We start from the raw sequence: 26,946 nt of genomic DNA on the forward strand, positions 1-26,946 counted from the left end.
TAATTTCTGTTTTAGAAAAAGAAAGTTCTGTATTGTTTATTTTGTAAACTCCGTCTTCAAAAATAATACGCTCTCTAAAATTATCACCTAAATAAAACAAGTTAATCTCTCTTGGGTTTACTTGTATATTGTAATTTTCCTCAAGCTTTGCAATGGTTTTTGTAACTTCTTTAAATGAGGTTTCGTGCTCTAATTCGTCTTTTACAAAGGGAGTAAATAGCTCTTTTAAACTTTTATCATCACCATCTAAAATAACTAAACCATAGGTTTTAAATAATTGGTTTGCAATAAAGCGTGTGGCGTTTGCTAAATTATTGTGTTTTAAATACCCGTTTTTAAAAATTTCTTTGAGTTCTTCTGCATTTTTAGAGGTCCCTAATTGGGTTTTAAAAACATCAAAAACGGATTGCAAACTTTCTGTAGAAAATCGACCTACTGCTCCACCATCTTCTTTGTTCCAGATTACTTTTTTCCCTTCAAAATTAAAATAATTAATTTCTTCAAAATCATGATCTTCTGTTGCCATCCAATAAATAGGTACAAAGTTTTGTTTCGGAAATTTTTCTGACAATTCTTCACATAAATTAATAGTAGATATAATTTTATATAAAAAATATAAAGGTCCTGTAAACAAGTTTAATTGATGACCTGTTGTGATGGTAAAGGTATTTTGTTGCTTTAGTAAATCTATATTTTCAGCAGTTTTTTCTGAAATATCGAAGTCTGTATATTGCTTTTTTAAAGCATCTACCAACACTAATCGAGATTGCAAGCGATACGATTTTTGTTTCTCCTCAATTTGATTATGAAAGCCCCCAATATTTGGAAAATTATTATAAAATGGCTGTATGGTTTCTTTTTGCTCTAAATAATCTAACATTATTGGAGAGAAAAAACCTGTCTTTTTAAAAGGGATTTGTGTTATTTTCATCGATCTATAACACTTTGTAAGCAACAATCCGTCTCTAAAGTATCTGTCATTTGGCTTGGTTAATTTTTTATAAAAATACAAATATTTTAAGCTTTGTCGAGCACTTCATTTCAATCTAACAAAGTTTTAACAAGTTCTAAAAAGAGATTCTAATTAGTAAAAAAAATAATCCTTACTTTTGGTATCCTAATCAATTACATACATGAAAATTAAAGCATTTTTAGCAGTTGCATTGCTCTTTGCAGCAGGTATTTTTTCTCAAGAAATCCAATCACCATCAGAATTTTTAGGTTACGAAATCGGTTCTCGCTTTACAAGACATCATAAAGTTGTAGACTACTTTACATATGTGAGCCAAAGTTTATCGAATGTTCAACTAGAAAAATATGGAGAAACAAACGAACACAGACCTTTGTATTTGAGCTATATTTCTTCGCAAGCAAACATCAACAACCTAGAAAATATTAGAAAGAATAATCTTTCTCAAACAGGAATTATCAACGGAAATGAAAGCAATAACGTAGCCATTGTTTGGTTAAGTTACAATGTTCATGGTAATGAAGCATCAAGTACAGAAGCAGCAATGTTAACTTTGTACGAATTGGTTACCAACAAAAAAGCTTGGTTAGAAAATACGGTGGTTATTATAGATCCTTGTATTAATCCTGATGGACGAGACCGATATGTAAATTGGTACAATCAAGTAAAAAGTACGCCTTTTAATATAGATCAAAATGCCAAAGAACATTCAGAACCTTGGCCTGGGGGAAGACCAAATCATTATTTATTCGATTTAAATAGAGATTGGGCTTGGGCTACACAAGTAGAATCTGCGCAAAGAATTAAAATGTACAATAAATGGATGCCACATGTACATGTAGATTTTCATGAGCAATACATAAACAATCCTTATTATTTTGCACCTGCTGCAGAACCATTTCATGAAATTATTACAGATTGGCAACGCAATTTTCAGACAGCCATTGGTAAAAACCACGCAAAATATTTCGATAAAGAAGGTTGGTTGTATTTTACTAAAGAAAGTTTCGATTTATTATACCCAAGTTATGGAGATACGTACCCAACTTATATGGGTGCCATTGGTATGACTTATGAGCAAGCAGGACATGGAATGGCTGGTTTAGGAATCAATACAGATGAAGGTGAGGTATTGACTTTAAAAGACAGAGCAACGCATCACATGACTACTGGCTTGTCTACTGTAGAAATTTCTTCTAAAAATGCTAAAAAATTAAATACAGAGTTTAGAAAATTCTTTGATAATGAGGATTTAAATTATAAGAGTTACGTGTTAAAAAACGATAATGAAGATAAAATGAATCGTTTAAAAGCTTTATTAGAGACGCATGAAATTTTATATAAAAATACGAAAAGTGGTTCTGTAAAAGGATATAATTATAGCACTCAAGAAAACGAAAAGATGGATGTTACTGAAAGTGATTTGGTAATTCACACCAATCAGCCAAAAGGTAAAATGGTTAAAGTTTTGTTTGAACCAAAAGCAAAAATTGTAGACTCTTTAACCTATGATATTACTGCTTGGTCTTTGCCTTACGCACATGGTTTTGATGCAATTGCTTCTAAATCTAAAGTTTCATCATTTATAAAAAAGCAAACGGATGAAATATACTCTGCCCAAATAAATAAAAACACATACGCCTATATTTTTAAGTGGAATAGTTTAAGTGATGCCAGTTTTTTGGCAGATTTACTGAAAAATGATATTGTACCAAGGTTTGCAGAAAAACCATTTGCAACTAATGGAAAATCTTTTAATAGTGGTTCTTTAATTATTCTAAAAAATGATAATAGAAACAAGGATTTTAGTACAAAGTTAGTAAGTATTGCATACAAGCATAAACGTCAATTTACAACAGCGACCACTGGTTTTTCTCAATCTGGTGTGGATTTTGGTTCGTATTCTGTAAAACCCATCAACAAACAAAAAATTGCAGTTGTTTCTGGTAAAGCAACCTCTTCTTTAAGTTTTGGAGAAGTTTGGCACTTTTTTGAAACACAATTACAATATCCAACAACCAATATAAATTCAGATAATTTTTCGAGAACAGACCTATCAAAATACGATGTAATTGTAATGCCAAGTGGTTATTATAATTCGGTTTTAAACAAATCTACCTTAGAGAAAGTAAAAAAATGGGTACGTTCTGGTGGTACTTTACTTGCTATTGGTAACGCCTTAAATAGTTTTGCAAACAAAAAAGGTTTTGCGTTAAAAACAAAGAAAAATGAAGACGGAAAAACCGATGATAATTTAACACCATTTGCAGAAAGAGAACGTAAAAGTGTTGCCAACTTAATTACAGGTAGTATTTTTAAAAGTACTTTAGACAATACCCATCCTTTAGCCTTTGGTTATGGAAAAGCCTATTTTTCTCTAAAATTAAGTGGTACTTCTTATAGTTATTTAAAAAACGGGTATAATGTTGGTTACTTTGATAAAGACACCAAAAATATTTCTGGTTATGCAGGCAGTAAAGCAGTAAAAAATGTACCAGAATCTTTGTTTGTTGGCGAAGAACCAATGGGAAGAGGAAGCATTGTGTATATGGTAGACAATCCGTTATTTAGATCATTTTGGGAAAATGGAAAACTTTTTGTGGCAAATGCCGTTTTCTTTTTGAATTCAGACAAGTTAAAATAATATTTTATTTTGGGCGTTTTAACGGGCTTTCACTACTCGTTTTTTTACAGAAAAAGTAAAAAGAACTCAAACAGGTCGTTCAATCCCTAACGCGTATTGCTTATTTATAAACATATTTCTTAGGCAAATAATTTTACTTATTTATAAAAAATAAAACCTCACAGGTTTTTAAAACCTGTGAGGTTTGGTTTGTAAACAGCTAAAATTTATTTCCTCTTTTGATGCAAAGGAAGAGGCTTTTCTTGTTTTTTCACAGGAGTTCCATACAAGTCGTAATCACCAGCTTCGTGAATTTTTACATCTATAAACTCGCCAATTTTAATATAGTGTTCTTTAGCATCTACTAAAACATCATTATCTACGTCTGGCGAATCAAATTCTGTTCTACCATAAAAATATTCGCCATCTTTTCTATCGAACAAACAACGAAATGTTTTGCCTATTTTTTGTTGATTCAGTTCCCAAGAAATTTGAGATTGTACCTCCATAATTTCGTTTACCCTTTTAAACTTCACATCTTCTGGCACATCATCTTCTAACACATAAGCACCCGTATTTTCTTCGTGAGAATATTGAAAAGCACCCAAACGTTCAAAACGCATCTCCTCTACCCAATCTTTTAACTCTTGAAACATTTCTTCTGTTTCTCCAGGATAACCTACAATAAGTGTTGTTCTTATGGCCATTTCTGGCACGACTTCCCTAAATTTTTTAATTAAAGCAGTAGTTTTTTCATGGGTTGTTCCTCTTTTCATAGACTTTAACAACTCAGTGTTTATGTGTTGCAAAGGAATATCTAAATAATTACACACTTTTGGTTCACGTTTCATCACTTCTAAAACATCCATAGGAAAACCGGTTGGAAACGCATAATGCATCCTAATCCATTCAATACCGTCTACTTTTGCCAAGGCTTCTAACAATTGTGCTAAAGCACGCTTTTTGTAAATATCTAAACCATAATAGGTTAAATCTTGCGCAATTAGCATGATTTCTTTAATACCTTTTGCTGCTAATTTTGTAGCTTCTGTAACAATATCTTCAATAGGTGTAGATTTGTGTTTGCCTCGCATTAAGGGAATTGCACAAAAAGAACAAGGTCTATCACAACCTTCTGCAATTTTTAAATAGGCATAATGTTTTGGCGTAGTTGTTAAACGCTCGCCAATTAATTCGTGTTTATAATCTGCCTCTAAAGCTTGTAATAAATTTGGCAAATCATGTGTGCCAAAATACTGATCTACATTCGTAATTTCTTTTTCTAAATCTGGTTTGTATCGTTCACTTAAACAACCCGAAACAAAGACTTTATCTATTTCGCCAGCTTCTTTTCTTTGTGCATAGTGTAAAATAGTATCTATAGATTCCTCTTTAGCTTTTCCAATAAAACCACACGTATTTATTACAACAATATTACCATCATCATTTACATCTTCGTGCACCACATTTTTACCATTGGCTTTTAATTGCCCCATTAAAACCTCACTATCATAAACGTTTTTTGAGCAACCTAAAGTAACAACGTTAATTTTATTTTTTTTGATGGTTTTTGTACGCATATTAAAAGCTTTTAGCCAAGAACTTTTCGCTATTGGCAAGTATAAATATAATTATTGTTTCGTTTTTAAAACGAGTGCAAAAATACGAGTTTTAAAATGATAAATAAATAGTATTAACGATAGTTTTCTGGCATTTTTCTAACCTTAGTTAATTGCTCAAAAGCATAACCAATTTCTAACAATTTTCTTTCTGAAAATGGCTTTCCTACAAATGTTAAACTTATAGGCTCACCTGAGTCTTTATAACCCATAGGAACGGTTAAAGTTGGGTGTTTAGAAACTGCTGCAATACCAGAATGATAATTATTGATCGATAAAATAGCGTCTAAATTTTCATCATAAAGCGCTTGTAAATATTTTTTTCCTTCTTTATTCAGATTACTTTTAATAATCGCTAATTCTTCAAGAGTAGTTTCATCTTCTAAAATACCTTCAAAAAGTTGTTGCCCATAAGGTGCTCTTAAAATAGAGTCTTTTACATTAAAAGAAACAGCATCTTTAACATTTTTAATTTTTACAGAAGTATCTGCTTGAGATGACAAATATTTAGGTAAATCGTGTTTCATATCTATGTTTAAAAGTGTTATAAAACCATTAAAAGAAATTTCTGGGGGTGTAATTTCTACGATCTCTACTCCTACTTTTTTTAATTTTTCTACAGTTGCATTGTAAATTGAGTCTGATAACAAAGGTTTTAAAACACCTAATCTGCTATCTTCAAATGTATTCCTAAATCCATTTTGAACATAATCCTGTTCTAATAGTTCTGAGGCTGCATCATTTTTATCAAAACCACGCATTGCATTTATAAAAATGGCATTATCTATCACATTTTTTGTCATTGGCCCAGGTGTATCTAGCGTTGATGAAATTGGCACAATCCCTGTTCTACTTAAAACGCCAATAGTTGGTTTTAAACCCACTACAGAATTTAAACTTGATGGTGATGTAATAGAACCCGATGTTTCTGTACCCACTGCTGCTACAGCTAAATTTGCTGCTACTGTCACTCCACTTCCTGCTGAACTACCACCTGTTTCAAATATTGCTCTTCCATAAGGATTTAAAGTTTGACCTCCAATTGCAGAATAGCCTAAAGGACAACCTGAACAGAAAAAATACGCCCATTCACTTAAATTTACTTTACCTAAAATAAGGGCGCCATTTTCTCTTAATTTCTCTACAATAAAGGCATCGTTTGTGTTTTTATTATTTGCCAAAGCAATGGCACCAGCAGTTGTTGGCATGTCTTTGGTGTTGATATTATCTTTTAGTAAAATTGGCATTCCGTAGATAGAAAAATCAGAAACTGGTTTTTTATTGTTGTCTCTTTCTCTGGCTTCTTTTATCACATTTGGATTTAAAGCGATGATACTATTTAGAGATAAAGTAGAATCACTTTCGAATTTTCGAATTCTGTAGAGATAAAAAAACGTTAGTTTTTCGTAAGTTAAAGTTCCTTTTTTTATACTTTTTTGAAGTTGAGGTATATTTTGTTCTAAAATTAAAGGTTTTAAGGTATTATAATCTTCTTCTGAAAAAGAAGCCAAATCTTCTTGAAATGGAGCAAAAACTTGATTCATGTCTAAAATTTTAGATTGAATTAGTTTAAATTTCATTCGATTACTGCTATTTTTTTGTGCTGCTTCTAAAGCAGCAGTTTCATCATATTTTTTAAAGTAATCTTTATAAACTGATTCTTTTTCCTGACATCCAATGATAAAAAAGAATAAAATTGAGAAATAAAGTAGATTTTTCATGTTTTTAATTTGATTATCAAATATAACATTTTAAACCTTTTTACCGTAAATTAGTCAAAAACAAAAATTTATAAATGATTAAAAAAATAATACTTTTTATTTTTCTATTTATAGTATTGAGCTGTTCTAAAGAAACTACAAATACCCTCATTATAAATCCAACAAATGAAAATCTATATTTTCCTCCACTAGATTCTAACGAATGGGCAACTACAAATGCAAAAGATTTAAATTGGGAAGAAAGCCAATTACAACCATTATTAAATTTTTTAGCAGAAAAAAACACTAAAAGTTTTATGATTTTACACAATGGTAAAATAGTTGTAGAAGCATATTTTAATAACCATAATTCTAATTCCGTTTGGTATTGGGCAAGTGCTGGCAAAACTTTAACTACCGCTGTTTCTGGAATTGCGCAAAAAGAAGGTTTATTAGATATTAATGATAAAGTGTCTGATTATTTAGGTAATAATTGGACGAGTATACCAATAGAAAAAGAAAACTTAATTACCTGTAAAAACTTACTTTCTATGAATACTGGCTTAGACGATTCTTTAGGTGATGATGTATCTCCCAAAAACTTAAAATATATTGAAGATGCTGGAAAAAGATGGGCATATCATAATGTATATGTAAAAATGCAAGATGTAATTGCAAATGCAACAAATTCAAGTTTTGATGCTTTTTTTAAATCGAGATTAAAGGATAAAATAGGAATGACAGGAATTTGGAGAAAAATTGGTGATTTGAATGTATTTTGGAGCAATACCAGAAGTATGGCTCGTTTTGGTTTGCTTACTTTGGCTAATGGTAAATGGGTAAAATCTCAAATAATTCAAGAAAATTTTTTAATCGAAGCAACCAATACTTCGCAAAATATTAATAAAGCTTATGGCTATTTATGGTGGTTAAATGGAAAAGAAAGTTATCATTTGCCTCAAACACAAACAGAGTTTTCTGGTAAATTAATACCAAATGCACCTAATGATATGATTGCTGCTTTGGGCAAAAACGATCAAAAAATCTACATAGTACCCAGTAAAAAATTAGTAATTATTAGAATGGGTGAATCTGCAAACAATACAAATTTTGGATTGTCTAATTTTGATGATGAATTGTGGAGTAAAATAAGTGCTTTTATTTATTAATTTTAAATCTATAACTCAATAAACATAAAGGATAATATTGATAATAAACAGTATTATTTTCTAAAACCTAGTGCAATTTTAATTATTTCCAAACAGAAAAAACTAAGCTTACAAAGCAATGAATAGGGAATTATATTATTAATTATTTGACTGAAAACGATAAATTACTTAAAAAAAGAATCTACAAATTCGTGTTTGTTAAAAACTTGTAAATCGTCTATACCTTCTCCTACTCCAATATATTTTACAGGTATTTTAAATTGATCTGAAATACCAATAACAACACCACCTTTTGCTGTACCATCTAATTTGGTTACTGCAAGAGAAGTTACTTCTGTGGCTTTGGTAAATTGTTTGGCTTGTTCAAATGCGTTTTGACCTGTAGAACCGTCTAAAACTAACAACACATCATGTGGCGAATTTTCTACCACTTTTTGCATAACACGTTTTATTTTGGTTAGCTCGTTCATTAAATTTACCTTATTATGTAAACGACCTGCAGTGTCTATAATTACAACATCTGCTTTTTGTGTTACTGCAGATTTTAAGGTATCAAAAGCTACAGAAGCTGGGTCAGATCCCATTTCTTGACGTACAATTGGCACCCCAGTTCTGTCTGCCCAAACTTGTAATTGGTCTATGGCTGCTGCTCTAAAAGTATCTGCTGCACCTAAAACTACTTTTAAACCTTGTTTTTTAAATTGTGCTGCTAGTTTACCAATAGTAGTTGTTTTACCAACACCATTAACACCAACCACCATTAAAACATAAGGCATTTTGTTGCCCTCTTTATCTGCAGTTATTTGTGGTACTTTAAATTCGGTTTCGTTACCAATATTGGTTTCTGAAAGCAAACCTGCTATTTCTTCTCTTAGAATTTTATTTAACTCGTCTGTGCCCACATATTTGTCTTTGGCAACGCGTTCTTCTATTCTTTCGATTACTTTTAGGGTTGTATTGACTCCTACATCAGAAGCAACTAAAACCTCTTCTAAGTTATCTAAAACATCATCATCTACTTTAGATTTTCCTGCAACCGCTTTGGTAAGTTTGCCAAAGAAACTTTCTTTAGTTTTTTCTAACCCCTTGTCTAAAGTTTCTTTTTTTTCTTTCGAGAATATTTTTTTAAAAAAACTCATTTTTTATTTTATTTGATAAACAATACGTTAAAAAACGTGCCATTTATTGTGTTTGGTCAAATTGTCATTAAAGTTGCCTTTTGCGTTAGCGATTGAAACGACATCCTTTTTTGAGGTACGAAAAAAAGATACAGTGAAAAGCGCGACCTTTAGGTAACGCCCAAAAATACGCAATAATAAGGCACAAAAAAAACTACTTTCTATAAATAGAAAGTAGTTTTTAATATTTTATAGGTAAATGCTTACTTTTTTGCTAAAAAGTCATTTACTTCTGAAGGGTCCATAATAGATTCTACAAACATGTAAGCTCCTGTTTTTGGAGATTTTACCATTTTTATAGCTTTACTTAATCTTTTTGATCCTGTTTGTAACGATGCTACTGATTTTTTTGCCATTGTCTAAATTTTTAAATCTATGTGCTCTATTCTGAGTTCTAGATAGTTTAATTATTTAATTTCTTTGTGAACAGTCATTTTATTTAAGATAGAATTGAATTTTTTAATTTCCATTCTATCTGGAGTGTTCTTCTTGTTCTTTGTGGTAATATATCTAGAAGTACCTGGTTTACCAGAAGCTTTGTGCTCTGTACATTCTAAAATTACTTGAACTCTGTTACCTTTTTTTGCCATCTCTGTATAATTTTAATCCGCTAGAACTTATTTAGTTAAAAATCCGTTAGCTCTCGCTTCTTTTATAACTGCAGAAATTCCTTTCTTGTTAATATTTTTTAATGCAGAAGCAGATACTTTTAATGTAATCCATTTATCTTCTTCTGGAATGTAAAAACGCTTTGTCATTAAATTAGCGTCAAACTTTCTTTTTGTTCTATTTAAAGCGTGAGAAACATTGTTCCCAACCATTGCTTTTTTCCCTGTTAATTCACAAACTCTAGACATCTTCTTGACAGTATTTTATAGTGTTATCTCTAAACGAGGTGCAAATTTACATATAAATATAATTCTGAACAAACGAAATTTAGAAATTTTTAAAGAATTTCTCTTTGTAAAATTTCTAAGGCTTTACTTACGGTTCTATTTATTACTTTTTCTCTGGGTTGCCCAAAGTTAAATTCTTCTACAATTGCCTTACTATCTGTAGCTAAAGCAATAAAAACAGTGCCTAAATTATCGGTGTTTTTATCTGTTGTGGGACCTGCATTTCCTGTAACTGCAATGGCATAATTGGTTTGTAATTTTTCTTTTGCACCTTTTGCCATTTCTAAAGCAACTTGTTTGCTAACCAAGGTATGCTTCTCTATAGTTTCTTTAGAAACATTTAATATTTTGTTTTTTACTGCTGCTGTATAGGTTACAAAACTTCCACTAAAATAGGCAGATGCACCTGCTACAGAAACTAAAGTTGCTGCAATTTTACCTCCTGTTAAGCTTTCTGCTGTGCAAATGGTTTTATTACTGGTTTTTAGAAGTTCTCCTACTCTTTTTTCTAGAGAAGCATCATCATCTAAACCTGTAATAATGTCTGGTATTAATTGGTATATTTTTGCAACTGCTGCATTTAATTCATTTTCTAACTCTATTCTTTCTTCGCCTTTTGCAGATAAACGCAAGCGGACTCTACCATAAGAAGGCAAATAGGCTAATTTGATATGTTTTGGTAAACTGTTTTCAAAATCTTCTATAATTTCTGCAATGGTACTTTCTCCTTGGCCATAAGTCATAATGGTTTTATGGATGATAAAAGGTAATTTGAATTGTTTTTGAATTCTGGGTAGTACTTGATTTTTTATCAATCCCTTCATTTCATAAGGAACCCCTGGAAGTGATACAAAAACAGTTTCATTTTCGTAAAACCACATGCCTGGGGCAGTACCAAAATGATTCATTAATAAGGTAGCCTTTGATGGCAATTGCGCTTGATAACGTTGAATTTCTTTAAAAGGGTGATTCATTTTTGCAAACAAGCCTTTTATATGTGTAATTACCTCTGGGTATTCTACAATTTTATCATCATTAAAAAACTTTGCAATTGTTTTTTTTGTGATATCGTCTTTTGTAGGACCTAAACCTCCTGTAAGAATTACAATGTCTACTCTACTTTGCGCTTCTTTTAAAGCATTTAAAATATGTTGCTCATCGTCTTGTATAGAGGTTATTTGATATACAGCAACCCCAATTTTATTTAATTGTTGCCCAATAAATTGCGAATTAGTATCTACAATTTGTCCTATTAAAATTTCGTCTCCTATGGTAATTATTTCTGCCTGCATAAATAAACCTACAAAGTAGTTGCTTTATTTTTTGTGATTTCCAATTGTATTTATTTCTTGATTATTTACTTTCTCTTTTTTATTCCACATAAAACTAAGTACTTGAAAAAGGATAAATAGGCTAATTAAAGCTATTAAAAAAGATTTTAAAGAAACCAAAACAAGGTTTATGTCTAATATTTCTTCTTTGTAAAATAGTCTTAGATACAATGGATATATAAAAAGTGATAGTAAATAAGTGATGATTCCTATAATGGCAAATAACCATTTATTTTTTTGATGATTTTCTGCCAATCTATAAAAATAGAAACCTACGTAGAAAAGAAATATGTAGCTTAGTATCTTCATTTATGTAGCAGTTTTTTTATTCTAACACCTTCCCTATTTCATCTAAATTATTGTTTTTAGAAGGATCGTTATTTTTCCAAGTTTTTTCTAAGTATTTATACAAAATATAACAACTTAATATTCCAAATGGTAACATTAAAAAACCAAATAAGGTTTCGTTAAATGTATCTATAAAACCTAGTGAAAATATTTCTGCAATAATACCTATTATAATACTAAACAATAGTATACCTGCTTAATAAACAACAACTCCTAAAATGGCATATCCCCATTCGCTTTTATGATACTCTTCTGCTAATTTAAAAATATTTTCCAATCCAATAGATTAATATCAAGCCTAACATACTTTTTCTTTTCAAATTATTTTTTCAAATGTACAAAAGACATTCTTATTGAAAGTAAATTATTTACTCTTAGTAAATACTAGAAAATGAAAACCACTAGAAATCTTATATTTTTCATAAAAAAATCGAAATTTCTTTTAGGTTTTAATAAAGTATGTAGCTTTGATTTTTTAGAAACAATTTAAAAATGAACAATAATTACGCTTTAATCACAGGAGCTAGCCAAGGTTTAGGTAAATATTTAGCCCTAGATTTAGCCCAAAGAAACTACCATATTCTTTTGGTGGCTTTGCCAAATGAAAATCTAGAAACATTGGCTTTAGAGATTAAAAAGCTTCATGTAAAAGTAGAATTTTTTGAGACCGATTTAACCAAGAAAGAAAATATTTTAGCACTTGTAGATTGGGCAAATTCATTTTCTGTAGAAGTTTTAATTAATAATGCGGGTTGTGGTGGTTCTAAATATATAAATGAAGCAAGCTTCGATTATATGGATACTATTATTCAACTAAATGTAAGAGCTACATCGTTAATAACAAAATTATTGATACCTAATTTAACAAAACAGCCCAAAAGCTATATTTTAAATATTTCTAGTATGGCTGCTTTTAGTCCTATTGGATTTAAAACAGTATACCCAGCATCCAAAAAATTTATCGAATATTTTTCACAAGGTTTGCAAGAAGAATTAAAATCACAAAATGTAACAGTTTCTGTGGTTTATCCGGGGCCTATGAAAACAAATGCGGAAGTTTCTAACAGAATTGAGAAACAAAGCAAATTTGTAAATTCGGGTGTGGTAGCTTTAAAAGATGTTGCTAAAATTTCTTTAGATGGTTTATTTCAAGGAAAAAACAGAATTATCCCCGGAAAACTGAATAAATTTAGTCGCTATATTTTAGCTATTTTACCTCTAAAAACTAAAGTGAAGTTATTAAGTAAAGCTGTAAAAAAAGAGATTGATGCTACAAAATAAAACTGTTTTTATAACGGGCGCAAGCGGATTATTAGCCATTAATATTATAGAAGATTTATTGCTAAATAATTATAAAGTGATTGGTTTACTGCGAAACAAAAGCAAGTTCCCGCTTTCTAATCATAAAAATTTAGAGATTATTATTGGTGATATTACCCAACCTGAAAGTTATTTAGAAGCGATAAAAAATTCAGAAATTGTAATTCATGTTGCTGCTATTACAGATCAAAATATTACAGATTATTCCGTTTACCAAAAAGTAAATGTTGATGCTTCTAAAACCTTACTAGAAAAATCCATTGAAAATGATATTGAAACATTTATTAATGTAAGTTCTGCCAATGCTTTTGGTTATGGAAGTTTGCAAAACCCTGGAAATGAAACAAAATCGATTAAAGCTCCTTTTGATAAATCGCTCTATGCACAAAGCAAATTAGAAGCACAAAATGCAGTTTTTAAAGTTGGGAATTCTCAACAAAAAACTAAAGTGATTACTGTAAATCCTACGTTTATGATTGGTAAATACGATACCAAACCCAGTTCTGGACGAATCATTTTATCTGCTGTTAAAAAGAAAATTATTTTTTATCCTCCAGGTGGAAAGAGCTTTATCAACGTTAAAGACGCTGCACAAACGATTGTAAAAGCGATTGATTTAGGCAAACATGGAGAATCGTATTTATTATCTGGAGAAAACTTAAGCTACAAACAGTTTTATAAAAAGGTAACCAAAGCTTTGCAACAAAAAAGTAAGTTTGTAAAAATTCCGAAAGCAGTTTTAATTACTGTGGGTTATTTAGGCAGTATTACTCGTTTTTTTGGAGTAAAAACAGATATTTCTGTTACCAATTTAAAAACTTTGTGTGTTTCTAATTTTTATAGTAATCAAAAAGCTAGAGAGCAATTAAATCATCAACAAAACAATATAGAAAATGGTATTAATGATGCTGTTAAGTGGTTTGATTTAAAATAATATTTTTAAAAATAAAAAAATAAATATTTGCCAAAAAAGTGAAATAGTTACTTAAATCTTACTTTACTTTTATTGAAAATACTTCTTTTGTTTCGATTACCCCTCTTAAAATATCATTTTCAGCAACTTTACCAACGCCTGCTGGGGTTCCTGTAAAGATAATATCGCCTTTTTTTAGTGTGAAATATTGCGAAACATAACTAATTAATTCATCAATTTTCCATAACATGGCATTGGTATTACCATTTTGTACCAATTCTTCATTTTTGTACAATTGAAATTTTAAATTTTCTAAATCGAAGTTTTCTTTTGGGTAAAACTCACCAATTACAGCGCTACCATCAAAAGCTTTAGCTTTTTCCCAAGGCAACCCTTTTTCTTTACATTTTGCTTGTACATCTCTGGCTGTAAAATCGATTCCTAAGCCAATTTCATCATAATATTTATGGGCAAATTTTGCATCAATATGTTTGCCTACTTTATTAATTTTTACCAAAACCTCAACTTCATAATGTACATCATTAGAAAATGGTGGTATAAAAAAAGGATTTTTTCTAGGCAAAATAGCCGAGTCTGGTTTTAAAAAAACAACAGGATGTACTGGTTTTTCATTTGCTAATTCCTCGATATGTTTTGCGTAATTGCGCCCAATACAGATTATTTTCATATTCAACTACTCATCAATAATTAATAATTACGAATTATAATATATAAAATAACAGCACTCGTAATTATAAATTTGCATTTCTATTATTCTCCTGCTTCCGGAAAAACAATTGCTCTATTTCCTGATACTATTATTTGATTGTTTAAGTGGCATTTTACAGCTCTAGCCAACACCAACTTTTCTATATCTGCCCCTATTCTTTTTAACGTTGTTGGCGTACTTTCGTGTGTAACTGGTTTTACATCTTGCTCAATAATGGGTCCTTCATCTAAATCTTCTGTAGCATAATGGGCTGTTGCTCCAATTAACTTCACTCCCCTTTCATATGCCTTCTTATATGGATTTGCACCTTGAAAAGCAGGTAAAAACGAGTGATGAATATTGATAATTCTCTCTGGAAAATGGTTGATAAAATCTGAAGATAAAATTTGCATATACCTAGCCATTATTACCAAATCAACCTCATTGGTATCTAGCAATCGTTTTACCTGCGCTTCTTGTTCTTGTTTTGTTTCTTTTGTAACTGGTAAATGATAAAAAGGTACACCAAACATATCAGCAATGTGCCTTAATTTATCGTGATTACTAATTACCATTTGTACATTACAATTCAAACGCCCTTCTTTATATCGCTCTAATAAATCGTATAAATTATGACTGGTATGTGATACCATAATTGCAACATTCTGCTTTTTATCACCATAATTTACTGACCAATCGAATTCTAAAGGTTTTGCCAACTCTAAAAAAGATTTCTCTAATTCTTTTTTAGAGATGTTTGTACCATCAGCATTTAAACGTATGCGCATAAAGTACATATCTTCAATAGAGTTTACGTACTGTTGACAACTTAAAATATTGAATCCTTTTTGATAAAAGAAATTGGTAATTTTAGCTACCAATCCTTTTTGATCTGGACATTTTATTAGAAAAGTTACTACTTGTGATTTCATTTTATATTTTGTTGATGGTTGATGGTTGTCGGAATTATACATATTAACTAAAAACCAACTACTAAAGACTAATAACTAAAAATTATGGTATCCATTTTTTAGGAAAATTAGGTTTTCTCTTTTCAAGAAAAGCATCTCTTCCTTCTTTTGCTTCCTCTGTCATGTATGCCAAACGAGTAGCTTCACCAGCAAAAACTTGTTGCCCAACCATACCATCATCAGTTAAATTCATAGCAAACTTTAGCATTTTTATGGAGGTTGGACTTTTTGCTAAAATTTCTTGCGCCCATTCGTAAGCAGTACTTTCTAATTCTTGATGAGGAATTACTGCATTTACCATGCCCATTTCATAGGCTTCTTGAGCTGAGTAATTGCGTCCTAAAAAGAAAATTTCTCTTGCTTTTTTCTGACCTACCATTTTTGCCAAATATGCTGAACCATAACCACCATCAAAAGATGTTACATCTGCATCTGTTTGTTTAAAAATGGCATGTTCTTTACTTGCTAAAGTCAAATCGCAAACTACATGTAAACTATGGCCACCACCAACTGCCCAACCAGGTACTACACAAATTACGGCTTTGGGCATAAACCTTATTAAGCGTTGTACTTCTAAAATGTTTAAACGATGATACCCATCTTCACCAACATAACCTTGATGCCCTCTTGCTTTTTGATCTCCTCCAGAACAAAAAGAATACACTCCATCTTTGGTGCTTGGTCCTTCTGCAGAAAGTAGTACTACTCCAATATTTACATCTTCATTCGCATCGTAAAAAGCATCATATAATTCTGATGTTGTTTTAGGGCGAAAAGCATTTCTAACATTGGGTCTATTAAAAGCAATTCTTGCGACTCCGTTTGATTTTTTATACGTAATGTCTTCATACTCTTTAACGGTTTTCCAATCGGGTTGTATCATATTTTTGTATTTTAGACGTTCTAAAGAGAACTAAATATTTAGATTTACAAAAATAAACATTCTAAACTATGATTAAGAAATCGTGCCTATATATATTCTTGTTTTTTTCATTTTATAGTTTTTCTCAAAAAATTATAGAAAAAACTTTAAATTCTGATTTTGTAGATACTGATAGAAAAATAAAAATATATTTACCACAAGGTTATGACCCAGATGCAGAAAAAAACTACCCTTTAGCCATTGTTTTAGACGAAACTTATTTGTTTGATGTTTTTATTGGAAATACGGTTTTATTTGCTGCTAAAGACAAGGCTCCTAAACAAATTGTGGTGGGTATAGAAATGAGTAAAACCAGAAAAAAAGATACCTATTTTAATATAAATAATGGAAAATTTACTGCTGATAACGAAAAATTTTATCAGTTTTTAAAAAACGAAGTATTATTTTATGTAGAAAGTAATTACAAAACGTCGCCTTTTATCTCTTTGGTTGGCGAAGGTGCAGCTGCAAACATGATTGCTAATTTTTTAAGAGAAGACACTCCTTTTATAAACAGTTTTATTTGTATCAATCCTACATTTTCTGATTTTATTGGTGGTCAAATGCAAGAATTTAATTTGCCTAGATATCAAAAAGAAGACAATACTTTTTATTTTTACACAAATAACTCCACCTCTTTTTCTGATATAAAACAAACAAAAATTGACGAATTACAAAAGGGATTAGCTAGTTTAGAAATTAAAAACTTTCATGTGATTAACGATGTCATTAATACCAAAAATAGTGTTGCAGCGATTAGTGAAGCCATACCAAGAGCTTTAAGCGAAGTTTTTGAAATTTATTCTGCCATTTCTAAAGAGGAATTTGAGAAAAATATCAAAGATTTATCGCCCATAGATGCTATTTCTTACTTAGAAAACAAATATTTAGATATAGAATATCTATTCGGTAGCAGTTTAGGCATAAGAGAAAGAGATATTTATGCTGTAGAAAAAATAATTATCGAAAAAGAAAATGGCGACCAATTATTAAATTTCGGGAAAATGATTTTAAAATTATTTCCATCTTCGCCTTTAGGCGATTATTATATTGGCAGGTATTATGAGGAGGGAAAAAACATAAGAAAAGCACTTAAACATTATAAAATTGGGTATGGTAAAATGGATCCTGCAGACCCAAATGCAGATGCTTTTTATGAGAATATTTTAAGGTTGGGAGGACGTTAGTTGTTGGTTAAAACCTAAAAAAATTGTATTTATAACACCCCTAACTAAATACTACCGCACCTCTACTTCACCAATTCAATTCTGTCTTCTTTAATTACGATTAGTTTTTGTTTATACAAGTTACCTACTGCTTTTTTAAAGGCTTTTTTACTCATTTTCATATGAAAACGTATAGAATCTGGACTACTTTTATCGGTTAATAACAAAAAACCTTCTCTACTAGTTTTTAGCTTTTCTAATACTTTTTCTACATCAGCATCTATTACATTTAAAAAACCTTGTGGCCTTAGAGAAACATCTATTTTACCATCTTCTCTAATTTGCTTTATGTAGCCAGTAACTTCCATATTCTCCTCCAATTCTTGAAAAACCTCACTTCTAAAAAGTAAACCATCAAACTCTTCATTAATTAAAACAGTATACCCTAAACCAGTCTCTGTTTCTATGACTAAATTTACTTTATCACCTTCTTTAAAGTTATACTCAAAATTATTTTCCTTTTCTTGAAAGTCATTTTCTTCTTCGTTCATATCCTTTATTTTATATATTTAAAATATTCTTTTAAAACTAGATCATTTATTGCACTTGGTGTAAAAATCTCTAATATTTTTGGTTGTTCAGAAACTTCGAAAAACACTTTTAATTCGCGTTCTACAATTTCTGTTGCAAATGCTTTTTGGTAGTTAAACTCATATGTTTTTGCCAAATGCTCTGCTGTTAAACAGTGAGGTGTTTCAAAGTAATCTAAAGCATTTGTGGTTTTTGGACCAGGAATTATTTTAAAAATTCCTCCACCAGAATTATTTATTAAAATAATTCGAAAATTAGCAGATATATTTTTATTCCATAAGGCATTAGAATCATAGAAAAAACTTAAATCACCTGTAATAAAAACGGTTTGAATTTTATTGGCAAATGCAGCACCAATGGCTGTAGATGTGCTCCCATCAATACCACTAGTACCTCTATTACAAAACACATTAATACTATTTTTAATGCTAAATAATTGTGCATATCTAATAATGGCACTGTTACTAATTTGCAGTTGTGTATTTTCGGGTATTTTATTTAAAACTTGCTCAAAAACTTTAAAATCTGAATGTTCTAATATTTCAAAATAGGAAGCATGTTTTACTCTTCTTTGATCTCTAATTTGCAACCATTTTGGTTGATAATCACTTTTTATGGGAGTTATAAAAGTATTAAAATTCGTGAAAAAATCTACTGGTGTAGTTTGTATAAATTCCGACAAACAGAAAAATGTATTTGTTGCTTTTTTGGGGTCAATGTTCCAATGATGTTTGGGGGCATAATCTCTCAAAAAACGTTTGATTCTTTTAGAAACAATCATCCCTCCAAAAGTGATAAGAATATCTGGTTGTAATTCTCTAAATTCAGCATCATTCAAAGAAAAAATTAACTGATCTATAGCATTTACAGCTTTATGATGATGTAAATTAGAGGTAGTTTCTGTTAAAATTAACACAGAATCATCATCTGCATACAAATCCATTAATTGATGTAGTTCTTTGTTTGGATAATTTACACCAACTACAATCATTTTCCTTTCGGCATTGTTCCAAATTGTTGCTAATTCTTTATAATTTATATGAGAATTGTCTAAAGAACTCATAGAAATATGAGGAAAATGAAATTTTTCTAACTCAGCAACTGTTTCATACAAAGGTTCATCAAAAGGAACATTTATATGAACTGGACCTTGTTGAGCCACAGAAGTTTGTAAAGCTTCTCCTATTAATTGTGCATTTCTAGTTTTAAACTTCGGATTTTCTATCAAATTGGCAGAAAACAAAATATGATTTGCAAACACATTTTCTTGTCTTATGGTTTGTCCATCACCAATATCTATTAAATGTTTGGGTCTGTCTGCAGAAATAACCACTAACGGAATATTACTGTAAAAAGCTTCTGCTATGGCAGGATAATAGTTTAGCAACGCAGAACCAGAAGTACATAAAACAGCGATTGGTTTTCTGGTTTGTTGGGCAATCCCTAATGCAAAAAAAGCAGCACAACGTTCATCTACAACACTTAAAGTTTCAATTTCTGGATGATTAGAAAAACCAATAGTTAAAGGAGCATTTCTAGAACCAGGAGAAATCACCACTGTATCAACATTAAATTGATGACAAGCTGAAATTACGATTTGTGCGAGTTCTTTTTTTGGATACATTTTTTAAAGTAACAACGTTGAAAATTACAACTTTGCAAAGATAGTTACTTGCTTATAAATTTAATAAATCAAACGAAAGTATTTTTAGAATATTTGTAAAATAAGAGATTATTTTATTACAATTTATAATGATTCATTAACAATTTTTCATACCAATTATCAGGTAAAATTCTTTTTAATATAATAGAGAATTTCTCTAAAAAACCACCCACTTTATAATGTGTTTTAGGGCTTTTTGTATTCATGATTTTATAGACTTTTTCTGCCATTTTTTTGGGATTCATTCCACCAGCTACATGCGCGTCCATCAGATCTAAATTATCTTGGTATTTTTCTTTGTAAGCAGATTTATCAAAAACCGGAGTATGATATCTACCCGCAGCAATATTGGTAGTAAAATCACCTGGCGCAACGTTTACCACACAAACTCCAAAACTTTTTACTTCCATTCTTATGGCTTCTGTAGCCAATTCTAAGGCTCCTTTAGAAGACGAATATATACCTCTAAAAGGCAAACCCATATAACCAGCAATAGAGGTTATATTTAAAATTAACCCCGTTTCTTGCTGTCGCATCTGAGGTAAAACTGCTTTCATAACATCTATTGCACCAAAAAAATTGGTATTAAAAGCGTTTCGCATTTCTTCTGTAGGTGTATCTTCTATGGGGCCAGTAATACCAACTCCTGCATTATTTATCAATACATCTAATCTGTTTTCTTTTTCTAGAATAAAAGCTACTGCATTTTTTATCGAATTAGGTTGTAAAACATCTAACTCAATTAAATGGAAAGAAAAATCTTGATTATTTTTAGGATTTCTAGAAGTGCCATAAACAATACAACCTTTTTCTGATAAAAAAATAGCAATGGCTTTTCCTATACCAGAGGATGCACCTGTAACTAAAACAACTTTAGACATAAATTATAAGTTCAAGGTTTGGAATTAAAAATTCAAAGTTAAATTAAAAAAATGAAAGAAATAAAAGGAAACTTTAGGGCACAAAAAATGGCAAGCTACCTACATCACACTGCTACAACCTAATACCCTTGCTGTGTTCCCACCCTGGGGGATTCAAAGGGAGCTAGTTGTGTAGAACTTGCCACTGCAAATTTACAATCTTTTTTATCTTTAGCAATTAAAAATTTATTAATTTTTTTGTAACATTTTTAAGACACTGACTACTAATTAATTGTTTTGGTAGTTTATATAAAATAAAAATAATAGTACTATCTAAACGAAATATATATATTTGTATAACTAACTAAATTTTAAAAAAAATGGAAAATCAGGCAAATAGTAAAAACACAATTTTAAATTATGGTGTTTATTTAGGATTAGCAACAGTAATAATTTCTCTTGTAAAATATGCAATGGGAAGCCTTTATGCACAAGAGTATTATTCTGGTATTTTAGGACTTATTTTTATGATTGCTTTTATTGTATTAGGTATTAAGAAATACAAAGCAGATAATGGTGGTTTTATCTCTTTTGGGCAATCTGTTAAAATAGGTATTGGTATTGCAATGATTTCTGCTGTTATTAATATTGTGTACTTGTTACTCTTAACAAACGTTTTAGAACCAGATTTTGCTGTAAATTCTATAGAAGCTCAAAAAATAATGATGGCAGATTCTTTTGGTATGACGGAAGGACAAATTGAAGAAGCTACTAAAAACTCTTTAGATAACTTTAATTTAAGTTTACTTGGTGGTGTATTAATTATGAATCTTTTTATTGGTGGAATTATCTCTTTAATTGCAGGTGCAATTATGAAAAAATCTGAAGAAGAAACTTACTAAAACCAAAATATAAACGTTTAATATTTAATTATTTTTGAATATATAACATATTTGAACCTTATATATGGAAATTTCGGTAGTAATACCACTTCTTAACGAGTCAGCATCTTTACAAGAATTACACGATTGGATTGCAAACGTTATGCAATCCAATCGTTATTTATATGAAATTATTTTTATAGATGATGGTAGTACAGACGCTTCTTGGAAGGTAATTGAACAATTATCAGAACAAAACAATGCAGTAAAAGGTATTCGTTTTCAAAAAAACTACGGCAAATCGCAGGCTTTAGACGCTGGTTTCGATTTGGCTTCTGGTGATGTTGTGGTTACTATGGATGCCGATTTGCAAGACAATCCAGAGGAAATACCAGAATTATACAATCTTATTGTCAAAGAAAATTACGATTTAATTTCTGGCTGGAAAAAGAAACGTTATGACAATGTCATTACCAAAAATATACCTTCTAAACTCTTTAATGCTGCTGCTAGAAAAACATCTGGATTAAAATTACACGATTTTAATTGTGGTTTAAAAGCCTACAAGAACGAAGTTATTAAAACCTTAAAAGTTAGCGGAGAAATGCACAGGTACATTCCTGTTTTAGCAAAAAACGCAGGTTTTCATAAAATTGGCGAAAAAGTTGTACAACATCAAGCTAGAAAATATGGAGAAACCAAATTTGGTATGGAACGATTTGTAAATGGTTTTTTAGATTTAATCACCATTTCATTTTTATCAAAATTTGGTAAAAGACCCATGCACTTTTTTGGTTTGTGGGGTACATTCATGTTTTTATTCGGTACTACTTCTGCATTTTACATTGGCGTAATTAAATTATACAAAGTTTACAATGGTATTAAAACTATTTTAGTAACGGACAATCCTTGGTTTTATATTGCCCTAACCTCTATGATTTTAGGAACTTTATTATTTTTGGCTGGTTTTATTGGCGAACTTGTCATAAAATCAAACAACAACGAAAAACACTACTCAATTAAAGAAAAACTCAATTTGTAAAACGTATATTTGTATTTTACAAACGTAACTTATTCAACAAAAAAATGAGCGAAATTTTAGACAAAGCAAAAAAGTGGTTAACGGCTACTTTCGACAGTGAAACCCAACAAGAAGTAAAAGAATTAATCAATTCTAACCCAAAAGATTTAGAAGACAGGTTCTATAAAGATATGGAATTTGGTACAGGTGGTATGCGTGGTGTAATGGGCGCAGGAACCAACAGAATTAATAAATATACTTTGGGTAGAGCTACACAAGGCTTGTCTAATTACTTGATAGAAAACGTAGCAAAAGATCAAAAAAGTGTTGTAATTGCTTATGATTGTAGACACAATAGTAAAAAATTTGCAAAAGTTGTAGCAGATGTGTTATCTGCCAACAATATAAAAGTGTTTTTGTTTGAAGATTTAAGACCGACCCCAGAATTATCTTTTGCTGTGCGTCATTTAAATTGTGATGCAGGTATTGTATTAACAGCTTCTCACAATCCTCCAGAATATAATGGTTACAAAGTGTATTGGGCAGATGGTGGTCAAATTGTACCACCTCATGATAGTGGAATCATAAACAAAGTAAATACTTTAGATTTTTCTGAAATCAATTTTAATGCAAATGAAAGTTTAATAGAAACCATTGGTAAAAATGTAGATGATGCTTTTATTGAAGCTTCCGTAAAAAATGGTTCATTAGCAGAGAATATCGACAGAAAAAACTTGAAAATAGTGTTTACTTCTTTACATGGTACATCAATCGTATCAATACCAGATGCCTTGGCAAAAGCTGGTTATACAGATGTACATGTTGTAGAAGAACAAAAAACACCAAATGGAGATTTTCCCACCGTAAAATCTCCAAACCCAGAAGAACCAGAAGCATTAGAAATGGCCACTAATTTAGCGAATAAAATTGGGGCAGATATTGTAATTGGTACAGACCCAGATTGTGATAGACTTGGTGTTGCTGTTAGAGATTTAGATGGAAACATGAAGTTGATGAATGGAAACCAAACCATGGTTGTAATGACCGAATTCCTTTTGAAAAAATGGAAAGAAGAAGGTAAAATTAATGGCAACCAATTTGTTGGATCTACAATTGTTTCTACAGAGTTAGTAAACGATTTAGCAGCTAATTATGGTGTAAATACAAAAGTAGGTTTAACAGGTTTTAAATGGATTGCAAAAATGGTGCGCGATTATCCTGAATTAGATTTTATTGGAGGTGGTGAAGAAAGTTTTGGTTACATGGTTGGCGATTTTGTAAGAGACAAAGATGCTGTTACTGCAACCCTTTTAGCTTGTGAAGTTGCTGCTTATGCAAAACAAAATGGTAGTTCTTTTTATGAAGAATTACTAAATATATACGTAAAAAACAGTTTTTATAAAGAACATTTAATTTCTATCACTAAAAAAGGTATGGATGGTGCTGCTCAGATTCAAAAAATGATGAGCGATATGCGTGTAAATCCATTAAAAGATATAGATGGTGAAAAAGTAAAAACACTTTCTGACTATCAACAATCTATTGAATATAATTTAATTTCTGGCACAAAAAAAGACATCCATTTACCAAAATCTAATGTCTTAATTTATCAAACAGAAAATGGGACAAGAGTAGCTGCAAGACCAAGTGGTACTGAGCCTAAAATAAAATTTTATTTTAGCGTTAATAATTCTTTAGATGCAACTGAAAATGCAGAAAAAGTTGAAGCTGAACTAGATGCAAAAATACAACGTATCATTAAAGAAATGAGTTTGAATTAATGGGGTATTTTAAAGACATTTTAAAATACGAGAAAAAGTATCGAAGATTTACAGTTTTAAACATTGTTTTTAATATTCTTTATGCTTTTTTTAATGTACTTTCTGTTTTAGCTTTTATTCCTGTTTTAAATATTTTATTTGGCGCAGAAAAAAGGGTTATAGACAAACCTGAATACAATAATATATCCGATTTAGGTAACTATTTAGAAGGTAGTTTTAATTATTTTATTTCTCAAAAAATTATAAGTGAAGGAGAAATAAAAGCGCTGTCTCTTATTTGTATCATATCCTTATCATTATTCTTTTTTAAAAACTTTTTTAGATATCTAGCCTCTTATGTAATTACATTTCTAAGAACAGGTATTGTTAAAGATTTAAGAGACAATTTGTATCATAAAATTGTAGAATTACCTATTTCTTATTTTTCAGAAAAAAGAAAAGGTGATATTATTGCACGTATGACCTCTGATGTGCAAGAAGTAGAAGTTTCTATTTTAACCTCTATAGAAACCTTGGTAAGAGAACCTTTAACAGTAATTATTTCAATAGGAATTATGCTGTTTATGAGTGTAAAATTAACGCTATTTGTATTTATTTTATTACCAGTTTCCGGTTTTATCATCTCATCTATTAGTAAAAAATTAAAAGCTAAATCTATAAAAGCACAAAAAGAAACTGGCACTTTTTTATCCTTTATAGAAGAAACACTTACAGGTTTAAGAATTATAAAAGGCTTTAATGCAGAAAATGTAATTGAGAAAAAGTTCAACAATTCTACCTTGAGTTTTAAGCAATTAATGACCAGTGTTTTTCATAGACAAACTCTAGCCTCTCCTATGAGTGAGTTTTTAGGTTCTGCTACTATTATAACTATCCTTTGGTTTGGTGGTACAGAAGTTTTAAACAACACCAGTACTTTAGAAGCCGGTAAGTTTATGGGATATATTGTGCTGTTTTACACAGTTTTAAATCCCATAAAATTAATAACCACCACATTTTATAACATTCAAAAAGGAGAAGCTTCTGCCGAAAGAATTATGAGTGTTTTAAATACCAAAAACGAGATTAAAGACCTACCAAATGCAAATGCTAAAGAAGGTTTTAATGATAAAATTGAATTTAAAAACATCTCATTTAAATACAAAAAAGAATACGTTTTAAAAGACTTTTCTTTAACTATCAATAAAGGAGAAACTGTCGCTTTGGTTGGACAATCTGGAAGTGGTAAATCTACCTTAGCCAATTTAATTACGCGTTTTTATGATGTAAATAAAGGTGAAGTTTTGATTGATGGACAAAATATTAAAAGTATTACCAAAAAATCTTTACGTGGTTTAATGGGCATTGTTTCTCAGGATTCTATTTTATTTAATGATACTGTAGAAAACAATATTAAATTAGGCAGTCAAAATGCTTCTCATGATGCTATTAAAGAAGCCTCTGAAATTGCAAATGCAGCTGAATTTATAGAGGACTTACCAGAAAAATACTTAACAAATATTGGTGATAGTGGAAACACACTTTCTGGTGGACAAAAACAACGTTTGTCTATTGCAAGAGCTGTTTTAAAAAATCCACCAATTATGATTTTAGATGAAGCCACATCAGCTTTAGATACAGAGTCTGAGCAATTGGTGCAAGTTGCCTTAGAAAAAATGATGCAAAATAGAACCTCTTTAGTAATTGCACATCGATTATCTACCATCCAAAAAGCCAACTTAATTGTGGTAATGAAAAAAGGAGAAATTGTAGAACAAGGTAAACACGAAGAGTTGTTGGCCAAAAAAGGGGAATACTTTAAATTGGTTACAATGCAAAGTTTAAGCTAACTGTAAACCCAACTGCTGACCTTTTTCAATCATAAAATCATAACAAGCTTTATGTTCATTAGGTATTTTACCATCTAAAATAGCTTCTTTTATCGCTTCTTTAATTTGCCCGATTTCTCTACAAGGTTTTAAATTAAAGGCTTTCATAATTTCTTCTCCTGAAATTGGTGGCTGAAAATTACGAACTCTATCACGCTCTTCTACTTCTTTAATTTTAGAACGCACCAACTCAAAATTCTTGTGATAACGTTTGAATTTCTTAGGGTTTTTTGTAGTGATGTCTGCTTCACAAAGTGTCATTAAAGCATCTATATCTTCACCAGCATCAAAAATTAAACGTCTAACAGCAGAATCTGTAACTTCACTTGCCAAAACGATTGGTCTAGAACTTAACAAAACCATTTTCTGAACAAATTTCATTTTATTATTCAATGGCATTTTTAAACGTTTAAACAATTTATACACCATTTTAGACCCTACAAATT

Annotated in this window: 25 protein-coding genes, 1 other RNA gene and 1 pseudogene; 9 read left to right on the forward strand and 18 right to left on the reverse strand. The window is 30.4% G+C overall.

The annotated features are described in order from the left end of the window. Window positions 1-931: bacillithiol biosynthesis protein BshC (gene bshC / locus ACTG3S_RS06015; protein WP_439128463.1), on the reverse strand; the 931-nt coding region annotated here is incomplete at its 3' end. Between the two features lie 202 nt (window positions 932-1,133). Between bshC and ACTG3S_RS06020 the strand changes: the two genes are divergently transcribed. Next, a complete protein-coding gene (locus ACTG3S_RS06020; protein WP_439128464.1) occupies window positions 1,134-3,614 on the forward strand; it encodes a M14 family metallopeptidase in 2,481 nt (826 codons plus the stop codon). 206 nt (window positions 3,615-3,820) lie between these two features. Here ACTG3S_RS06020 and rimO read toward each other — a convergent pair whose 3' ends face one another. Both rimO and ACTG3S_RS06030 read right to left on the reverse strand, forming a co-directional pair. Next, entirely contained in the window at window positions 3,821-5,173 is a 1,353-nt protein-coding gene (rimO, locus tag ACTG3S_RS06025) for a 30S ribosomal protein S12 methylthiotransferase RimO (RefSeq protein WP_439128465.1), read from the reverse strand. A gap of 113 nt (window positions 5,174-5,286) precedes the next feature. Beyond that, entirely contained in the window at window positions 5,287-6,933 is a 1,647-nt protein-coding gene (locus tag ACTG3S_RS06030; RefSeq protein WP_439128466.1) for an amidase family protein, read from the reverse strand. A gap of 74 nt (window positions 6,934-7,007) precedes the next feature. Here ACTG3S_RS06030 and ACTG3S_RS06035 point away from each other — a divergent pair, with 74 nt between their 5' ends. Beyond that, window positions 7,008-8,081: a serine hydrolase domain-containing protein gene (locus tag ACTG3S_RS06035; RefSeq protein WP_439128467.1), complete on the forward strand. Its 1,074-nt coding sequence runs from the start codon at window positions 7,008-7,010 to the stop codon at window positions 8,079-8,081. A 164-nt stretch (window positions 8,082-8,245) separates the two neighbouring features. Here ACTG3S_RS06035 and ftsY read toward each other — a convergent pair whose 3' ends face one another. The 7 genes from ftsY to ACTG3S_RS06070 form a co-directional block, all read right to left on the reverse strand. Further along, window positions 8,246-9,220 carry a signal recognition particle-docking protein FtsY gene (gene ftsY, locus ACTG3S_RS06040; RefSeq protein WP_439128468.1) on the reverse strand — a complete coding sequence of 325 codons (975 nt, stop codon included), beginning with the start codon at window positions 9,218-9,220 and terminating at the stop codon, window positions 8,246-8,248. Window positions 9,221-9,462: 242 nt separating this feature from the next. Further along, window positions 9,463-9,615 carry a DUF4295 domain-containing protein gene (locus tag ACTG3S_RS06045; protein ID WP_439128469.1) on the reverse strand — a complete coding sequence of 51 codons (153 nt, stop codon included), beginning with the start codon at window positions 9,613-9,615 and terminating at the stop codon, window positions 9,463-9,465. A 51-nt stretch (window positions 9,616-9,666) separates the two neighbouring features. Further along, window positions 9,667-9,849 carry a 50S ribosomal protein L33 gene (gene rpmG / locus ACTG3S_RS06050; protein ID WP_237588763.1) on the reverse strand — a complete coding sequence of 61 codons (183 nt, stop codon included), beginning with the start codon at window positions 9,847-9,849 and terminating at the stop codon, window positions 9,667-9,669. Between the two features lie 27 nt (window positions 9,850-9,876). Beyond that, complete coding sequence (rpmB, locus tag ACTG3S_RS06055; RefSeq protein ID WP_077809621.1) at window positions 9,877-10,116, reverse strand: 50S ribosomal protein L28; 240 nt, start codon at window positions 10,114-10,116, stop codon at window positions 9,877-9,879. An 89-nt stretch (window positions 10,117-10,205) separates the two neighbouring features. Then, the gene (locus ACTG3S_RS06060; RefSeq protein WP_439128470.1) at window positions 10,206-11,447 is read right to left on the reverse strand and encodes a competence/damage-inducible protein A; all 1,242 of its coding nucleotides are present in this window, start codon (window positions 11,445-11,447) and stop codon (window positions 10,206-10,208) included. Between the two features lie 24 nt (window positions 11,448-11,471). After that, complete coding sequence (locus tag ACTG3S_RS06065; protein WP_439128471.1) at window positions 11,472-11,795, reverse strand: hypothetical protein; 324 nt, start codon at window positions 11,793-11,795, stop codon at window positions 11,472-11,474. Between the two features lie 16 nt (window positions 11,796-11,811). Continuing rightward, window positions 11,812-12,018, reverse strand: a complete 207-nt coding sequence (locus ACTG3S_RS06070; RefSeq protein WP_439128472.1) for a hypothetical protein — start codon at window positions 12,016-12,018, stop codon at window positions 11,812-11,814. A gap of 308 nt (window positions 12,019-12,326) precedes the next feature. Here ACTG3S_RS06070 and ACTG3S_RS06075 point away from each other — a divergent pair, with 308 nt between their 5' ends. Both ACTG3S_RS06075 and ACTG3S_RS06080 read left to right on the forward strand, forming a co-directional pair. After that, window positions 12,327-13,115 (forward strand): SDR family NAD(P)-dependent oxidoreductase, encoded by a 789-nt coding sequence (locus ACTG3S_RS06075; protein ID WP_439128473.1) that lies wholly within the window; start codon window positions 12,327-12,329, stop codon window positions 13,113-13,115. Next, window positions 13,102-14,088, forward strand: a complete 987-nt coding sequence (locus tag ACTG3S_RS06080; RefSeq protein ID WP_439128474.1) for an NAD-dependent epimerase/dehydratase family protein — start codon at window positions 13,102-13,104, stop codon at window positions 14,086-14,088. Before ACTG3S_RS06075 ends, ACTG3S_RS06080 begins: the two co-directional genes overlap by 14 nt. 58 nt (window positions 14,089-14,146) lie before the next feature. Here ACTG3S_RS06080 and ACTG3S_RS06085 read toward each other — a convergent pair whose 3' ends face one another. The 3 genes from ACTG3S_RS06085 to ACTG3S_RS06095 all read right to left on the reverse strand — a co-directional run bounded on the left by ACTG3S_RS06085 (window position 14,147) and on the right by ACTG3S_RS06095 (window position 16,630). After that, complete coding sequence (locus ACTG3S_RS06085; RefSeq protein WP_439128475.1) at window positions 14,147-14,755, reverse strand: fumarylacetoacetate hydrolase family protein; 609 nt, start codon at window positions 14,753-14,755, stop codon at window positions 14,147-14,149. An 83-nt stretch (window positions 14,756-14,838) separates the two neighbouring features. After that, complete coding sequence (gene purU / locus ACTG3S_RS06090) at window positions 14,839-15,708, reverse strand: formyltetrahydrofolate deformylase (RefSeq protein WP_439128476.1); 870 nt, start codon at window positions 15,706-15,708, stop codon at window positions 14,839-14,841. Window positions 15,709-15,790: 82 nt separating this feature from the next. Beyond that, window positions 15,791-16,630, reverse strand: a complete 840-nt coding sequence (locus ACTG3S_RS06095; RefSeq protein ID WP_439128477.1) for a 1,4-dihydroxy-2-naphthoyl-CoA synthase — start codon at window positions 16,628-16,630, stop codon at window positions 15,791-15,793. Between the two features lie 68 nt (window positions 16,631-16,698). On the opposite strand from ACTG3S_RS06095, the gene ACTG3S_RS06100 reads away from it, so the two are divergent. Further along, window positions 16,699-17,856 carry an alpha/beta hydrolase-fold protein gene (locus tag ACTG3S_RS06100; protein ID WP_439128478.1) on the forward strand — a complete coding sequence of 386 codons (1,158 nt, stop codon included), beginning with the start codon at window positions 16,699-16,701 and terminating at the stop codon, window positions 17,854-17,856. 62 nt (window positions 17,857-17,918) lie between these two features. Here ACTG3S_RS06100 and ACTG3S_RS06105 read toward each other — a convergent pair whose 3' ends face one another. The 4 genes from ACTG3S_RS06105 to ffs form a co-directional block, all read right to left on the reverse strand. Further along, entirely contained in the window at window positions 17,919-18,386 is a 468-nt protein-coding gene (locus tag ACTG3S_RS06105) for a DNA-binding protein (RefSeq protein ID WP_439128479.1), read from the reverse strand. A 5-nt stretch (window positions 18,387-18,391) separates the two neighbouring features. After that, window positions 18,392-20,050 carry a 2-succinyl-5-enolpyruvyl-6-hydroxy-3-cyclohexene-1-carboxylic-acid synthase gene (gene menD / locus ACTG3S_RS06110; protein WP_439128480.1) on the reverse strand — a complete coding sequence of 553 codons (1,659 nt, stop codon included), beginning with the start codon at window positions 20,048-20,050 and terminating at the stop codon, window positions 18,392-18,394. 116 nt (window positions 20,051-20,166) lie between these two features. Further along, entirely contained in the window at window positions 20,167-20,970 is an 804-nt protein-coding gene (locus tag ACTG3S_RS06115; RefSeq protein WP_439128481.1) for an SDR family oxidoreductase, read from the reverse strand. A gap of 85 nt (window positions 20,971-21,055) precedes the next feature. Beyond that, window positions 21,056-21,154: signal recognition particle sRNA small type (gene ffs, locus ACTG3S_RS06120), an RNA gene on the reverse strand. 175 nt (window positions 21,155-21,329) lie between these two features. On the opposite strand from ffs, the gene ACTG3S_RS06125 reads away from it, so the two are divergent. From ACTG3S_RS06125 to ACTG3S_RS06140, 4 genes are all read left to right on the forward strand, one after another. Next, a complete protein-coding gene (locus ACTG3S_RS06125; protein ID WP_439128482.1) occupies window positions 21,330-21,851 on the forward strand; it encodes a DUF4199 domain-containing protein in 522 nt (173 codons plus the stop codon). Between the two features lie 64 nt (window positions 21,852-21,915). Next, window positions 21,916-22,872, forward strand: coding sequence for a glycosyltransferase family 2 protein (locus tag ACTG3S_RS06130; protein WP_439128483.1), 957 nt, complete (start codon window positions 21,916-21,918; stop codon window positions 22,870-22,872). 44 nt (window positions 22,873-22,916) lie between these two features. After that, window positions 22,917-24,632, forward strand: coding sequence for a phospho-sugar mutase (locus ACTG3S_RS06135; protein ID WP_439128484.1), 1,716 nt, complete (start codon window positions 22,917-22,919; stop codon window positions 24,630-24,632). Then, window positions 24,632-26,461, forward strand: coding sequence for an ABC transporter ATP-binding protein (locus ACTG3S_RS06140; protein WP_439128485.1), 1,830 nt, complete (start codon window positions 24,632-24,634; stop codon window positions 26,459-26,461). The genes ACTG3S_RS06135 and ACTG3S_RS06140 overlap by 1 nt, the downstream gene beginning before the upstream one ends. Here the strand turns inward: ACTG3S_RS06140 and ACTG3S_RS06145 are convergent. Next, a pseudogene (locus ACTG3S_RS06145) lies at window positions 26,453-26,946 on the reverse strand (tRNA nucleotidyltransferase); the annotation flags it as partial. The gene ACTG3S_RS06140 and the pseudogene ACTG3S_RS06145 sit on opposite strands and share 9 nt — an antisense overlap.

It is taken from the genome of Polaribacter sp. (genome assembly GCF_965656025.1).
Taxonomy (GTDB): Bacteria; Bacteroidota; Bacteroidia; order Flavobacteriales; family Flavobacteriaceae; genus Polaribacter.